Genomic DNA, 14,499 nt, shown 5'->3' on the forward strand with positions numbered 1-14,499 from the left:
AGCGGCCCCGCGGACGCCCCGCCACCCGTCCGGAGGACCCCCGACACGCCCGTCGGGACAGACTTCGTACAGGACCGTGACCAGACCGCTACCTGCGGCTTTACTGTGCACCTGCGCGCCGGAGTAGGCTGCGCCGGGGGCGGAGACGCACCAGTTGCAACGAGCACGGAGGGGCCGGGAAACATGGGTCTGCGCGATGTCGCCGAACGGACGCCGGGGCTGCGCACCCTGCTCGGCGGGATGTACGGGCTCTACGGGCGACGGGTCGAGGTCCACCTCGCGAGCACCCCGCGCCACATCGGCGTGATCCTGGACGGCAACCGCCGCTGGGCCAAGGCGGCCGGCGGCTCCACCGCGTACGGCCACCAGCGCGGCGCCGACAAGATCAGCGAGTTCCTCGGCTGGTGCGACGAGACCCACGTCAAGGTCGTCACCCTCTGGATGCTCTCCACCGACAACCTGGACCGCCCGGCCGACGAGCTCGTCCCGCTGCTCGGCATCATCGAGGACGCCGTCACCGGCCTGGCCGCCGCCCGCCGCTGGCGGGTCAACCCGGTCGGCGCGCTGGACCTGCTGCCCCAGCACACCGCCGACGTGCTCAAGCGGGCCGCCGACCAGACCGCCGACATCGACGGGATAACGGTCAACGTCGCGGTCGGCTACGGCGGTCGGCACGAGATCGCCGACGCCGTCCGCTCGCTGCTCCAGGAGCAGGCCGGACGCGGCACCTCGATCGAGGAACTGGCCGAGGTCCTGACCGTCGAGCACATCGCCGAGCACCTGTACACCCGCAACCAGCCCGACCCGGACCTGATCATCCGCACCTCGGGCGAGCAGCGGCTGTCCGGCTTCCTGCTCTGGCAGAGCGCGCACAGCGAGTTCTACTTCTGCGAGGCGTACTGGCCGGCCTTCCGCAAGGTCGACTTCCTGCGCGCGCTGCGCGCCTACGAGCAGCGCCACCGGCGGCTGGGGCTGTAGTCCCGGATCGGCCGGTTCCGGCCCGGCGTCCCGGGGCCGGTGCCCCGCGTTCCCGGGGCCGGTGCCCCGCGCCCTCGGGGGCGGTGACCCCGTGTCCGGGGGCCGTCGTCCCAGGTCCGGCCGTCCGGAGGAAATGACCGCCGTAGGCCTGGCCTACCCGGCGCCCGGGCGAGGCCAAACGTTCACCGGCAATGATCCGTCAGTTCGCCGGGGGCGCGAATGCACCGTTCCCCGCCTGGGAATACTCCAGTCAGTCCGGTCCCGAGGCCACCGGGGCAGCGGGGGCCGGCTTGCCGCGGATGACGCAGGGTCATCCGCTCTGGAGGCCTAGTGGTCAGTTCCAAGAGCCGCCGGACACCAGACCGGCGCACGTACGTTCTCGACACCAGCGTGCTCCTGGCGGACCCGCTCGCCATGACCCGCTTCGAGGAGCACGAGGTCGTCCTCCCGGTGGTGGTCGTCACCGAGCTGGAGGCCAAGCGGCACCACCCGGAGCTGGGCTACTTCGCCCGCCAGGCGCTGCGGCTGCTCGACGACTACCGCATCCGGCACGGTCGGCTCGACGAGCCGATCCCGGTCGGCGAGCTCGGCGGCACCATCCGGGTCGAGCTCAACCACTCCGACGTGTCGATACTGCCGGTCGGCTACCGGGCCGGCGGCGGTGAGGCGGACACCCGGATCCTCGCGGTCGCCCGCAACCTCCAGGCCGAGGGCTACGACGTCACCGTCGTGTCCAAGGACCTGCCGCTGCGGATCAAGGCCAGTTCGGTGGGCCTGCTCGCCGAGGAGTACCGGGCCGAGCTGGCGATCACCTCGGGCTGGACGGGCATGACCGAGCTGCACGTCCCGGCCGATCAGGTGGACGCGCTCTTCTCGGTCGGCCACGACGCCGGGGTGGACGTCGACGGTGCCGCCGAGCTGCCGGTCCACACCGGACTGGTGCTGACCTCGGAGCGCGGCCGCGCGCTCGGCCGGGTCACCGGCGACGGCCGGGTGCGGCTGGTGCGCGGGGAGCGCGAGGCGTTCGGGCTGCGCGGGCGCAGCGCCGAGCAGCGGGTGGCGCTGGACCTGCTGCTCGACCCGGAGATCGGGATCGTCTCGATGGGCGGCCGGGCCGGCACCGGGAAGTCGGCGCTGGCGCTGTGCGCGGGGCTGGAAGCGGTGCTGGAGCGGAGGCAGCACCGCAAGGTGATGGTCTTCCGGCCGCTGTACGCGGTCGGCGGGCAGGAGCTGGGCTACCTGCCCGGTTCCGAGGCGGAGAAGATGGGCCCCTGGGCGCAGGCGGTCTTCGACACCCTCTCCGCCGTCACCACCCCGGACGTGATCGAGGAGGTCATCTCCCGCGGGATGCTGGAGGTGCTGCCGCTGACCCACATCCGGGGGCGCTCGCTGCACGACGCCTTCGTGATCGTGGACGAGGCGCAGTCGCTGGAGCGGAACGTCCTGCTGACGGTGCTGTCCCGGATCGGCCAGGGCTCGCGGGTGGTGCTCACCCACGACGTGGCGCAGCGGGACAACCTCCGGGTGGGCCGCTACGACGGCGTGGTGGCGGTGGTGGAGAAGCTGAAGGGTCATCCGCTCTTCGCCCACATCACGCTCACCCGCTCGGAGCGTTCGCCGATCGCGGCGCTGGTCACGGAGATGCTGGAGGACATCCACCCGTGATCCGCCCTCCGAGGGCATAGTCGGACAATACGGTCAACTCATGGCCGGGGGCCCGCTCCTGAGGGAGCGGGCCCCGTCCGTTTCATCACATCGAGTGCTTTCCGTCCGGGGAACTGCCGTGCGGTGAATGTGACATGCGCCACGCGGGCGGGAATTGCGTCGACCGTACCCGGTGCGGCATGGTGAGGGTTCTGTCAGGCCCCGCGTACGGCGCGGCAGGGCTTCCGGCCACCGGAGGTCAGGCCCCGGAAGGTCCACCAACTCCGGTCGGTGGACGCACAATTGAAGAACGTTGAGCCGTACGCCGCCCGATTCCAACGCCTGGTCGACTCACCTCGGCCGGACGCCGGGCCAGCACCTCCCGTGACCAGTGCACCGTGCGGAGGTCAGTGTCAAGGGGCATGTTGCGCCCGTACGGTCACGCGTGGGCGATGCTGGAAGGAATCCATGTGACTCGGATCTCGGTCCGGGGAGTCGCTGTGGCCTCCGCCACCGCCGTCACCGCTGTCGGTGCCGTCGTGGGCATGGCCTCGGGCAGCGAGGGCAAGACGACGCAGACGGTCGACGTCGCGGGCGCGACCCTGCTTGCCGAAGTCCCCTCTGGCGCCCAGGCGCAGACCATCAGTGACAACATCGGCCAGCAGGCATCCGCCCAGCAGGCCTCCGCCGACGCCGCCGCCAAGGCCGCCGCGGAGCAGAAGGCCGCCGAGGAGGCCGCGCGCCAGCAGGCCGCCGCGGACGCCCAGGCGAAGGCCGACGCCCAGGCCAAGGCCGACGCGGAGAAGGCCGCCAAGGCCGCGGACGACAAGCGCAAGGCCGACGAGGCCGCCGCGAACCGTTCCAAGTCCCGCTCCGCGATGAGCGCGGTGGAGGACAGCGCGCCGCCCGTCTCGGTCAGCCCCGGCTCGGTCCAGGACCTGGCCCGGCAGATCGTCGGCAACGACGCGCAGTTCCAGTGCTTCAGCCAGATCGTGAAGCGCGAGAGCGGCTGGGACTACACCGCGACCAACAAGAGCTCCGGTGCCTACGGTCTGGTCCAGGCGCTGCCCGGCACCAAGATGGCCTCGGCCGGTGCCGACTGGCGCACCAACCCGGCCACCCAGATCAAGTGGGGCGTCGGCTACATGAACTCCCGCTACGGCAGCCCCTGCGGTGCGTGGTCGTTCTGGCAGGCGCACAACTGGTACTAGGAAACGGCTGCCGCTCCGGCGGCGCGGTTCCACCCGGCCCCCGGCCGTTCGCCCTCCTCGGGCGAGCGACCGGGGGCCGTGGCGTTCTCCGGCCCGGCTGTTCTCTCCGGTTCGCGGCCGAGCGGTTCTCCGGCTTCGCGGCGAGGGGGCGGACCGCGCCGCCCGGGCGGCGCTGACCAGTGCGCCCTCGGGCGGTGCGGCCCCGGTTGCGGACGCGGGGCGCGGGGAGGGGTCCTGGTTGCTCCCCGCACCGGCCGGTCCGCCGGCGGTTGGCCGTGGGGCGACCTCGGCGGCTGGGTTCCGGGGTCTCGTCCCGACTCCTCCCCGGTGAACCGTGTCCGAAACCGCATGGAACCTTGCGTTTTGTCCGGTTCATCGGGATGGACGGTTCGAGTCGAACGGACCGGCGACCGGACTCGCCGCTCCTCCGGCGGGTAGCGTCATCCCTGACGGCCGCGGCAGGACCCGCGGCGTACCGCCGGACACGGCGGGTTCGGCAGGGGAGCGGTGGTAGCGAGGATGGCGCGGGGCGGAAAGGCCTTCAAGGCCGTGGCCAAGGGCATGGCCGTGGTGGCGAGCGCGGCCGCCGTGATCGAACGGCGCCGGCGTGCCGCGATGGCGGCCGACCCGCACGAACCGGCACTCCCGGCACTGGCCGAAGGGCCGGTACCGGCGCTCGTGGACGGGCACGTCCCGGCACTCGTCGAGGCGCCGGGCCCCGTCCCCGTCCCGCGGGCCGTTCCGGTGCCGCAGGCCGACCCGGCCCCGGCGGCCGAGCCGGTCCCGCCGTCCGCCGCGCCGGCCCCGACGGCTCCGGCGGCCCAACCGGCCCCGGCCGCCCCGGCCGCGCACGTCGGGCTCGGGCGGGAGTACCACCCCGGCCGCCCGGCCACACCCGCCGAGGCGGTGCCGTGGGGCCTGCGGGTGGCCGCCGAGTCGACCTGGCGGCTGCTGCTGCTCGGCGCCGCGCTCTACGTCGTCTTCTACGTGGTCGACATGCTGCGTCTGGTGGCCTTCTCGGTGCTGGCCTCGCTGCTGATCACCGCGCTGCTGGAGCCCTCGGTCTCCTGGCTGCGCCGGCACGGGGTGCCGCGCTCGCTGGCGGCGGGCGGGGTCTTCCTCAGCGGTCTGGCCGGGATCGGGCTGGTCGGCTGGTTCGTCGTCTGGCAGGTGTCGACCAACCTCTCGGACGTCACCACCCAGGTGAAGACCGGCGTCAACCAGCTGCGGGACTGGCTGGTCACCGGGCCGCTGCACCTGACCCAGCAGCAGATCACCGACTTCGCCAACCAGATCACCAAGGCCATCACCACCAACACCGATCAGCTCACCTCGGCCTCGATCACCGGCGCGCAGATCGCCGTCGAGGTGCTGACCGCGCTGCTGATGACCTTCTTCACCACCTTCTTCTTCCTCTACGACGGCGCGAAGATCTGGAACTGGGCGCTGCGCGGCCTGCCCCGGCACTCCCGGTTCGCGATGGCCGGGGCCGGCCCGAAGGCCTGGGCGACGCTCACCGCCTACGTGCGCGGCACGGTCTGCGTGGCCTTCATCGACGCGCTCTGCATCGGCATCGGCGTCGACCTGCTGGGCGTGCCGCTGGCGCTGCCGCTGGCCGTGATCATCTTCCTGGGCGCCTTCGTCCCGCTGGTCGGCGCGCTGATCACCGGCACCGTGGCGGTGCTGATCGCGCTGGTCACCCAGGGGCCGTGGACGGCGCTGATGGTGCTGGTGGTGCTGGTCGCGGTGATGCAGGTGGAGAGCCACATCCTCCAGCCGCTGATCCTCGGCCGGGCCGTCCGGGTCCACCCGCTCGGCGTCGTGCTCGGCGTCGCGGCCGGCGGCATCATCGGCGGCATCGGCGGCGCGGTGGTCGCCGTCCCGCTGATCGCCGTCACCAACACCGTGGTCGCCCACCTGCGCCGCCGCAACGAGGCCGGCCAGGCCGTCTTCACCGCGCTCGAAGCCGCCCGTGAGGCCGCCGAGCGCACGGCGGGGCGCGCGGCCGAACCCGCCGCCGAGCGCACCGCGGCCGCCCACCCCGCCCCGTCGGCCGCGCCCGCCACCGACTGACCCGCCGCCGTGCCGGGGCGACCGGCGCGGGAGAACGACGACGGGCCCCTCGCGGACATGGTGTCCGGGAGGGGCCCGTCGGGGTGCCGGGGTGCGTCAGGCGGTGACGTCCGCCAGGGCGGCCTCGGAGTCGAGGACGCCGGCCACGGCCTGGAGGACGGCGGCGATCTTCATCGAGGCCTGGACGACCTCGCGCTCGACGCCGGCCTTGCGCAGCACGGCCTCGTGCGAGTCGAGGCACTGGCCGCAGCCGTTGATGGCCGAGACCGCGAAGCACCAGAGCTCGAAGTCGACCTTCTCGACGCCCGGGGTGCCGATGATGTTCATCCGCAGACCGGCCCGCATCGTGCTGTACTCCTTGTCGGAGAGCAGGTGCAGCGTCCGGTAGTAGACGTTGTTCATCCCCATGATCGCGGCCGCGCCCTTGGCGGCGGTGTACGCCTCCGGGGAGAGGTTGGCCTTGGCCTCGGGCTCCAGCTCGCGCAGCAGGCCGGGGCTGCGGGTGGCCATCGCGCAGGACAGCACGGTGCCCCAGAGCTGCTGGGCGGGGAGGTCGGAGTTGCCGATGACCGAGCCCAGGTTGAGCTTGAGGTCCTTGGCGTAGTCCGGGAGGGCGGCCTTCAGGTCGTCGAGAGCCATGGGTCAGCCCGCCAGCAGGGCCTGGGCGTCGAGGGTGTCCTCGCCCTTGTTCCAGTTGCACGGGCACAGCTCGTCGGTCTGCAGGGCGTCCAGCACCCGCAGGACCTCCTTGGGGTTACGGCCGACGGAGCCGGCGGTGACCATGACGAACTGGATCTCGTTGTTCGGGTCGACGATGAAGACGGCGCGCTGGGCGGTGCCGTCCTCGCCCTCGACGCCGCAGGCGCGCATCAGCTCGTGCTTGATGTCGGCCAGCATCGGGAAGGGCAGGTCGCGCAGGTCCTTGTGGTCCTTGCGCCAGGCGTGGTGCACGAACTCGGAGTCGCCGGAGACGCCGAGGATCTGGGCGTCGCGGTCGGCGAACTCGTCGTTCAGCTTGCCGAACGCGGCGATCTCGGTCGGGCAGACGAAGGTGAAGTCCATCGGCCAGAAGAAGACGACCTTCCACTTGCCCTCGTAGGACTTGTGGTTGATGTCGGCGAAGGCGCTCGCGGCATCCAGGTCGACACAGGCCTTGAGGTCGAACTCGGGGAACTTGTCACCGATCGTGAGCACGTTCGCTTCTCCTGAAGTGAGATGAGGGGAGCTTTGTCCGGAATCCGGACACCGCTCACAGTTCCACATCGTGGACTGATCAGGGAAATAGCTACACTGGATGTGTCTGATCGGAGATTGTTATCAGTAACGAATCCCCCACGTCGCGGCCGGGTTCCCGCAGGAACGGCGGCACCAAGGCCGACCCGACTGTGTCGAGCGCCACAGTCCGCAGCCCGCGCACCCCGACCGTCGCCCAGCTGCGGGCCTTCGTCGCGGTGGCCGAGCACCGGCACTTCCGGGAGGCCGCCGCCGCCACCGGGACCAGCCAGCCCGCGCTGTCCGGGGCGGTCGCGGCGCTGGAGGAGTCGCTGGGCGCACAACTGGTCGAGCGTACGACGCGCAAGGTGATTGTCACCCCATTGGGGGAGCGCGTGCACCAGCACGCCCGCCGGGTGCTCGCCTCGCTGCAGGCCCTCACCGAGGAGGTCGAGGCCGCCCGCCGCCCGTTCACCGGGCCGTTGCACCTCGGCGTCATCCCGACCGTCGCGCCCTACCTGCTGCCCACCGTGCTGCGGCTGGTCCGCGACCGCTTCCCGGACCTGGAGCCGCACGTCCACGAGGAGCGCACCCCCTCGCTGCTGGAGGGCCTGGCCGCCGGGCGGCTGGACGTCCTGCTGCTCGCGCTGCCGGCCGGCGGGACCTCGCCGACCAGGGACATCCCGCTGTTCGACGAGGACTTCGTCCTGCTCACCCCGCCCGCCCACCCGCTCGCCGGGAGGATCGACGTACCGCGCGACGTGCTGCTCGACCTGGAGGTCCTGCTGCTGGAGGAGGGCCACTGCCTGCGCGACCAGGCGCTGGACATCTGCCGCGAGGTCGGCGCCGACCCGGCGGGCTCGACCACCCGGGCGGCCGGCCTGTCCACCCTGGTCCAGCTGGTCGCCGGCGGCCTCGGGGTGACCCTGCTGCCCGCCACCGCACTGGACGTCGAGGCCGGGCGCACCGACCGGCTGGCCGCCGTCCGCTTCGCCGCCCCGGCGCCCGGCCGCCGGATCGGGCTGGCCGTCCGGCCGGGCTCGGCCCGCAGCGCCGAGTACGAGCGCTTCGCGGCCGCGCTGCGCGAGGTGCTGGTCGAGCTGCCGGTCCGGATCGTGTCCTAGGGCCAGTCCCGGCTCAGAGCCCGTCCCGGTCCCCGTGCCAGCCCGGCTCGGGGCGGGCGGCCGGGGTGCCCAGGCAGAGCCCGACCGTCGTGGCGACCAGCAGCTCCAGCGCCTCCAGGGTGTCCGGGTCGGGCCGGTCGCCGGGGTTGCGCAGGGTCAGGTGGCGGGCCGTCAGGCCGTCGAAGCCGCCGAGGAAGTGGACGGCGATCCGGCGGGCGGGCAGTGCCAGGGTCAGGCCGTGGGCGGCCGCGAGGGCGTCGAGCATCTCGACGGCGGTGCCCTCGATGTCGTGCTGCATCTCCAGCATGATCTCCCGCATGTCCGGGTCGCGCAGCGCCAGCGCCCCGAACTCGCTCAGCAGCACGCAGTGCCCGTGCTCGCCGGTGGCGGCCTCCCAGAGCGCCTGCACCAGGGTGCGGACCTGCTCGCCGAACGCGCCGTCGCCCGGGGAGGCGGCGCGCACCTCGCCGACGAAGTCGGAGGTCAGCCGCTCGACGATCGCCCGGTAGAGGTCCTTCTTGGTGCCGAAGGTGTAGTGCACCGTCGCCTGCGCCACGCCCAGCTCGGCCGCGATCGCGCGGGTGCTGCCGGCCGCGATCCCCTCCCTGGTCATCAGGTCGATGGCGGCCTGGACCAGTTGCGGTCGGCGTTCGGAGGCGGGGACGTGTGCCATCCCGCCAGGGTAGCGCCATGGTCGGGCAACTGTGTCGCACGATCTTGTCGGCCAACTTTGTCACCCGACAAAGTTCGGTCTACGGTGGGACGCGACCTGCCCTGACCGACCCGAGGGACCGCCGATGGCCACGTACCTGTACCGACTGGGCCGCTTCTGCTTCCGGCGACGGCGGGCCGTCGTCGCCGTCTGGATCGCCCTGCTCATCGCCGTCGGCGGGGCCGCGGGCGCCTTCGCCGGCAAGACCACCGACGAGTTCAAGGTCCCGGGCACCGAGGCGCAGGCCACCCTGGACCGGATCAAGGACACCTTCCCGGCGCAGGGCCACGGCTCCGCGCAGGTCGTCTTCGCCGCCGGCGCCCCCGGCGGCATCGGGACGCCCGAGGCGGGCCGGGCGGTCGGCGAGGCCGTCGCCCGGATGGCCCAGGTGCCGGGCGTGGCCGCGGTGCCCGACCCGTACGCCACCGGCGCGCTCTCGCCGGACGGGAAGGTCGCGATCGCCCTGGTCTCCTTCGACCACAAGCTCGCCGACGTCACCGACGGGCAGCGCGAGGCGGTGAAGGCCGCCGCCGAGCCGGCCCGCGCGGCTGGGCTCGAAGTGGCCTTCGGCGGCGACGCCTACAACACCATGGCCCAGATCGAGGGCGCCAGTGAGGCGATCGGCCTGGTGGTGGCCGGGGTGGTCCTGGTGGTCACCCTCGGCACGCTGGTCGCCGCCGGGCTGCCGCTGCTGACCGCGCTGGTCGGCGTCGGCGTGACGATGGCCGGCCTGCTGGCGCTCACCGGCTCCTTCGAGATCATCACCACCGCGCCGGTGCTGGCCCTGATGGTCGGCCTCGCGGTCGGCATCGACTACGCGCTGTTCATCCTCTTCCGGTACCGCCGCCACCTGGACGAGGGCCTGGCGCCGGAGGAGTCCGCCGCCCGGGCCACCGCGACCGCCGGCAGCGCCGTCGTCTTCGCCGGTCTGACCGTGGTCGTCGCGCTCGCCGGGCTCTCCGTCGCGGGCGTCCCCTTCCTCACCGTGATGGGCCTGGCCGCCTCCGCGGCCGTCGTGGTGGCCGTCCTGGTCGCGATCACGCTGCTGCCCGCCGTGCTGGGCTTCACCGGCCGGGCCATCGACCGGCTGCCGGTCTGGAAGCGGGCCCTGGCCACCAACGGCCGCACCACCCTGGGCGAGCGCTGGGGCCGCTTCGTGGTCCGCCGCCCGCTGCCCGTCCTGCTGGTCGGGCTGGCCGGGCTGGGCGCCCTGGCGGTGCCCGCCGCGAGCCTGAACCTCGGCCTGCCGAGCGGCGGTTCGCAGGCCGCCGGGACGGACGCGCGCAAGGCGTACGACCTGGTGGGCGAGGCCTTCGGGCCGGGCTTCAACGCGCCGCTGGTGGTCGTGGTGGACGCCCACGGCGCGCCGCGGCCCGAGCAGGCGGTGCAGGGCGTGGCCGCGAAGCTCCAGACCCTCGACGGCGTGGCGACGCTGCTGCCGCCGACCGTCGACCAGGCGAGCGGCACCGCGCTGGTGACCGTCATCCCGCGGACCGGCCCGGACCACGAGGACACCAAGGCGCTGGTCAACGAGATCCGCGGCCAGAAGGCGGAGCTCAGGGCGGCGACCGGCGCGGACATCGCCGTCACCGGCACCACCGCCGCCAACATCGACGTCTCCACCAAGCTCGGCCAGGCGCTGCCGCCGTTCCTCGCGGTGATCGTCGGGATCGCGCTGGTGCTGCTGGCGCTGGCGTTCCGCTCGGTGCTCGTCCCGCTCAAGGCGGTGGCCGGCTTCCTGCTCAGCATCACCGCCTCGCTCGGCGCGGTGGTCGCGGTCTACCAGTGGGGCTGGCTGGACGGGCTGATCGACGTGCCCAAGGTCGGGCCGGTGGTGAGCTTCGTGCCGATCCTGCTGATCGGCGTGCTGTTCGGGCTGGCGATGGACTACGAGCTGTTCCTGGTCTCCGGGATGAAGGAGCAGCACGTGCACGGGGCGGCGCCGCGCGAGGCGGTCGTCGGCGGGGTGAAGAACGGGGCCCGGGTGGTCACGGCGGCCGCGCTGATCATGGTGGCGGTGTTCGGCTCGTTCGTCTTCGGCCACGACCCGATCGTCCAGCCGATCGGCTTCGCCCTCGCGGTGGGCGTGCTGGTGGACGCCTTCGTGGTGCGGATGGCGCTGGTGCCGGCCGCGATGGCGCTGTTCGGCCGGGCCGCCTGGTGGTTCCCGAAGCGGCTGGAGAAGGTCGTGCCGAAGGTCGACATGGAGGGCGAGCAGCTGATCGCCGAGCTGGAGAAGGGGCCGGCGCGGGAGCCCGCCCGGGTCTGAGACCCGGGGGCAGGTCCGGGCGTCCGGCGGGACCCGTTCCCGCCGGGCGCCGTCAGGTCTGGACGGGCAGCCGCTGCTCGAACCAGACCACCTTGCCGGTGCCCAGCCTGGTCGCGCCCCAGCGGTCCGCGCACCGGGCGACTATCTGCAGCCCGCGCCCGCGTTCGTCCTCCGGCCCGGTGCGGCGCGGGCGCGGCAGCAGCGGGCTGTCGTCGCCGACCTCGCAGCGCAGCCGGGTGGTGCGCACCAGGCTCAGGGTGACCGGCCGGGTCGCGTGCTGGACGGCGTTGGTCACCAGCTCGCTGACCATCAGCTCGGTCGCCTCGCTGAGCTCGTCCAGCCCCCAGCGGCGCAGCGTGTGCGCGGCCAGCCGGCGGGCCCGGCCCGGCGTCTCGTTGCGCGGCTGGAGGTACCAGTGCGCGACGTCCCCGGCCGGGATGCCGTCGAAGCAGGCGCCGAGCAGCGCGATGTCGTCGCCCCGGTCGCCGGGCGGCAGGATCCGCAGCGCCTCCTGGCACAGCTGCTCGGGGGACTGCCAGCGGGCGGCGGCGATCCGGGCGCGCAGCACCTCCAGGCCGTCGCTGATCGGGCGGGTGCGGGTCTCCACCAGGCCGTCGGTGAACAGCAGCAGCGCCGAGCCGGGCGGCGCGGGCAGTTCGACGGAGTTGAAGTCCACCCCGCCGACGCCGATCGGCGCCCCGGAGTCCAGCTCGACCAGCTCGGCGGTGCCGTCCGGGCGGACCAGCACCGGCGGGACGTGCCCGGCGTTGGCCATCACCACCCGGTTGGCGATCGGGTCGTACACCGCGTAGACGCAGGTGGCCAGGTGCTGTTCGCGGCCGAGCCGCTGGGCCTGCTCGTCCAGGTGGTAGAGCACCTCGTGCGGCGGCAGGTCGAGGGCGGCCAGGGTCTGGGCGCTGGTGCGCAGCTGGCCCATGATGGCGGCCGAGGTGAGCGAGTGGCCCATCACGTCGCCGACGATCAGGGCGACCCGGTTGCCGGGCAGCGGGACGGCGTCGTACCAGTCCCCGCCGACCTGCGCGCCGCGCTCACCGGGCAGGTAGCGCTGGGCGATCCGGACGCCGTGCGACTGCGGCAGGCGCAGCGGCAGCATGCTGCGCTGGAGCTCGTTGGCGATCTCCCACTCGCGGGCGTAGCGCAGCGCGGTGTCCACGGCCAGCCCGGCCTGGGTGGCGAGGTGCGCCGCGGTCGCGGTGTCCGCGGCGTCGAAGACCGGGCGGCCGGTGCGTTCGGGAGGGCGGCGGATCAGTATCAGCAGCCCGAGCACGGCCTTGCGGCCGCGCAGCGGCAGGGCGAGGACGGAGGTGCCGGCGGCCAGCCGGGCCACCCCGCGGGTGCCGTACAGCTCGCGCAGCAGCGTCTCGGCGCGCTCGGCGGAGGGGGTGCCGAGGACGGCGGGGTCGGCGGGGCGGCGGCTCAGCAGGGCGTGGGCGAGCGCCCCGCCGCGGGTCACCGGGGTGGCCGGGCCGCCGTCGGCGGTCGAGCGGGCGCCGTAGCGGGAGCGGCGCCGGTCGTCCATGCCGCTCGGGCGGCCGCGGCGGCCGATCCGGGTGCCGGTGCTGTGGTGTATCCGCAGCTCCTCCGGGAACCCGGGCTCGCGTTCGACGTTGGGCAGCGGGTCGCGCAGGTGGATGACGGCGGCGTCGGCGAGCGTCGGGACCAGCACCCGGCCGATGTTGCGCAGTGTCGCGGCGAGGTCGAGGGCGCTGTTGATCCGCCGGGTCGCCGAGTCGAGGTACGCCAGGCGGTCCGCCATCTCGGTGCGCTCCGGTCGTGCGCCCGTCCGTCGCGCGGCGGCCGGGGCCGCTGCCAGGGCCGGGACCGGGGCCGCCGTCAGGCCCGGGGCCGGCGGTGTCGGGCCCGCTGTCGCGGCCGGGACCTGGCGGCGCTGGCCCGGGACGGCGGGCGGCTGCTCCGCCTCGGTCTTGAGCTGGTCGCGCACGGCTGCCTGTCCTGGATTCGGTGTGGTCGGTGAGCTGTTCTGTTGCGTCGGCCACGGGTGCGGCCGGTCCTGTCCCGGTTCGATCAGCCGACGCGTCGACAGCACAGGAACAGCTGTTCCTCCGGCGGCAGCGAGGTACTGGCCGGTGCGTACGGATGCCCCGAGCACTCCTCGACGGCGAAGCCGGCCGAGACCAGAACCCGCTCCAGATCCTCCCTCAGATACCCACTGATCCGCAGCTCTCTGCCAAGGAACGGAAGCGGAACGTGATCCAGGTCCGCCTCGACCATACCGAGCGCCAGCAGTCCGGCCGGCCGCAGGAGTTCGCGCAGCTGCCCCAGCACGGTCGGGATCTCGTCCTGCGGCAGCAGGATCAGCGAGAAGAACGCGGTGATCGCGGCGAAGCGGCCCCGGCCCTCCGACCCCAGGTCGGGGGCGTTCCAGACCCGGTCCGCCCGCTCGGTGGCCAGATCGTACAGGTCGATCCGATGGAACACTGGCGCAAACCCGCCCGGGAAGACGGTCCGCCGGGCCAGCGTGAGCATCCCGTCGGAGAGGTCCGCGCCGGTCACCCGCAGACCGGCCGCGGCCAGCTGGCGGACGGTCGGGTCACCGGTGCCGCAGCCGACGTCCAGGACCCGGGCGCCCGGTTCGAGCTCGGCGACCAGCCGCCGGCCGCAGGCCAGCTGGCCGTCCTTGGCCGGGAAGGCCTCGCCGTACCCGGCGCCGATGGTGTCGAAGGCGACCGCCTGCAGCGCCCGGGCCGCCCGCCGCCGCCGTACCTCGGGCTCGTCGTCGCCGGCGTCCTCGCCGACGGGGAACGGGTCGGATATCTGTCCGGTCGTCACGTTGCGAGGCACCCTTCCACCCGTGGCCTCCGGTGGCTCCTCCGCGGCCCCGGGGGCCGCTGCCGGTGGCGGTACGTCACGCTCTCCGCACCACACGGACGGACTGCACCCCGACGCGTTTCCGGCCGACACTCGTGTGCGTACTGGCATCTGAGAATATGCGTGATCACTGCGCCATGGGGTCCGTTTCCGGCCAACTCGCCGTGCTTGGGCCGTTGTGGCCCGGGTTGCGGAAGCACGAGGGTGCGGACGGGGTTGTGCGCGCGGCCCCGCACGCCGGACGATGCGCCCGGGGAAGGTCGATGACCTGCGGTTTTGTCCATCCGCGGGCTGACTATCGGACGTTTATCGAACGTCAATCGGCGCGGTGCACAGTGGAGTCCAGCGCCGGGGAAGCGTTGAGGGCGCTCCCGCAGCCGGGGGGCTGCGGGGGCGCCGACGCGCGGAACGGGGGAGGTTGTCCGT

Annotated in this window: 11 protein-coding genes; 6 read left to right on the top strand and 5 right to left on the bottom strand. The window is 73.4% G+C overall.

The window, feature by feature from the left end; genetic code table 11:
- Positions 1–183: 183 nt before the first annotated feature.
- The 4 genes from ACFVXH_RS08925 to ACFVXH_RS08940 all read left to right on the top strand — a co-directional run bounded on the left by ACFVXH_RS08925 (position 184) and on the right by ACFVXH_RS08940 (position 5,906).
- Positions 184–978: an isoprenyl transferase gene (locus tag ACFVXH_RS08925; protein WP_181970663.1), complete on the top strand. Its 795-nt coding sequence runs from the start codon at positions 184–186 to the stop codon at positions 976–978.
- 330 nt (positions 979–1,308) lie between these two features.
- Positions 1,309–2,643 (top strand): PhoH family protein, encoded by a 1,335-nt coding sequence (locus tag ACFVXH_RS08930; RefSeq protein WP_049657856.1) that lies wholly within the window; start codon positions 1,309–1,311, stop codon positions 2,641–2,643.
- A gap of 431 nt (positions 2,644–3,074) precedes the next feature.
- Positions 3,075–3,833 carry a transglycosylase SLT domain-containing protein gene (locus ACFVXH_RS08935; protein WP_181970664.1) on the top strand — a complete coding sequence of 253 codons (759 nt, stop codon included), beginning with the start codon at positions 3,075–3,077 and terminating at the stop codon, positions 3,831–3,833.
- Positions 3,834–4,352: 519 nt separating this feature from the next.
- On the top strand, positions 4,353–5,906 hold the full coding sequence (locus ACFVXH_RS08940) for an AI-2E family transporter (protein WP_387821738.1): 1,554 nt from the start codon (positions 4,353–4,355) through the stop codon (positions 5,904–5,906).
- Positions 5,907–6,002: 96 nt separating this feature from the next.
- Here the strand turns inward: ACFVXH_RS08940 and ACFVXH_RS08945 are convergent, their stop codons facing one another.
- Together ACFVXH_RS08945 and ACFVXH_RS08950 are read right to left on the bottom strand one after the other, a co-directional pair.
- The gene (locus ACFVXH_RS08945) at positions 6,003–6,545 is read right to left on the bottom strand and encodes an alkyl hydroperoxide reductase (protein ID WP_049659817.1); all 543 of its coding nucleotides are present in this window, start codon (positions 6,543–6,545) and stop codon (positions 6,003–6,005) included.
- 3 nt (positions 6,546–6,548) lie between these two features.
- Positions 6,549–7,100, bottom strand: coding sequence for a peroxiredoxin (locus ACFVXH_RS08950; protein WP_049659815.1), 552 nt, complete (start codon positions 7,098–7,100; stop codon positions 6,549–6,551).
- Positions 7,101–7,291: 191 nt separating this feature from the next.
- Between ACFVXH_RS08950 and ACFVXH_RS08955 the strand changes: the two genes are divergently transcribed.
- The gene (locus tag ACFVXH_RS08955; RefSeq protein ID WP_387821742.1) at positions 7,292–8,242 is read left to right on the top strand and encodes a LysR substrate-binding domain-containing protein; all 951 of its coding nucleotides are present in this window, start codon (positions 7,292–7,294) and stop codon (positions 8,240–8,242) included.
- A gap of 13 nt (positions 8,243–8,255) precedes the next feature.
- On the opposite strand, the gene ACFVXH_RS08960 is transcribed toward ACFVXH_RS08955, so the two are convergent.
- A complete protein-coding gene (locus ACFVXH_RS08960; RefSeq protein WP_074001327.1) occupies positions 8,256–8,915 on the bottom strand; it encodes a TetR/AcrR family transcriptional regulator in 660 nt (219 codons plus the stop codon).
- Positions 8,916–9,039: 124 nt separating this feature from the next.
- Here ACFVXH_RS08960 and ACFVXH_RS08965 point away from each other — a divergent pair, with 124 nt between their 5' ends.
- Positions 9,040–11,223 carry an MMPL family transporter gene (locus ACFVXH_RS08965; RefSeq protein ID WP_387821745.1) on the top strand — a complete coding sequence of 728 codons (2,184 nt, stop codon included), beginning with the start codon at positions 9,040–9,042 and terminating at the stop codon, positions 11,221–11,223.
- A gap of 52 nt (positions 11,224–11,275) precedes the next feature.
- Here ACFVXH_RS08965 and ACFVXH_RS08970 read toward each other — a convergent pair whose 3' ends face one another.
- Together ACFVXH_RS08970 and ACFVXH_RS08975 are read right to left on the bottom strand one after the other, a co-directional pair.
- A complete protein-coding gene (locus ACFVXH_RS08970; protein WP_107418672.1) occupies positions 11,276–13,186 on the bottom strand; it encodes an ATP-binding SpoIIE family protein phosphatase in 1,911 nt (636 codons plus the stop codon).
- An 83-nt stretch (positions 13,187–13,269) separates the two neighbouring features.
- Positions 13,270–13,941, bottom strand: coding sequence for a class I SAM-dependent methyltransferase (locus ACFVXH_RS08975; protein ID WP_380737674.1), 672 nt, complete (start codon positions 13,939–13,941; stop codon positions 13,270–13,272).
- Positions 13,942–14,499: the final 558 nt, after the last annotated feature.

The sequence above is a fragment of the Kitasatospora sp. NPDC058184 genome (assembly GCF_042883725.1).
GTDB lineage: Bacteria > Actinomycetota > Actinomycetes > Streptomycetales > Streptomycetaceae > Kitasatospora.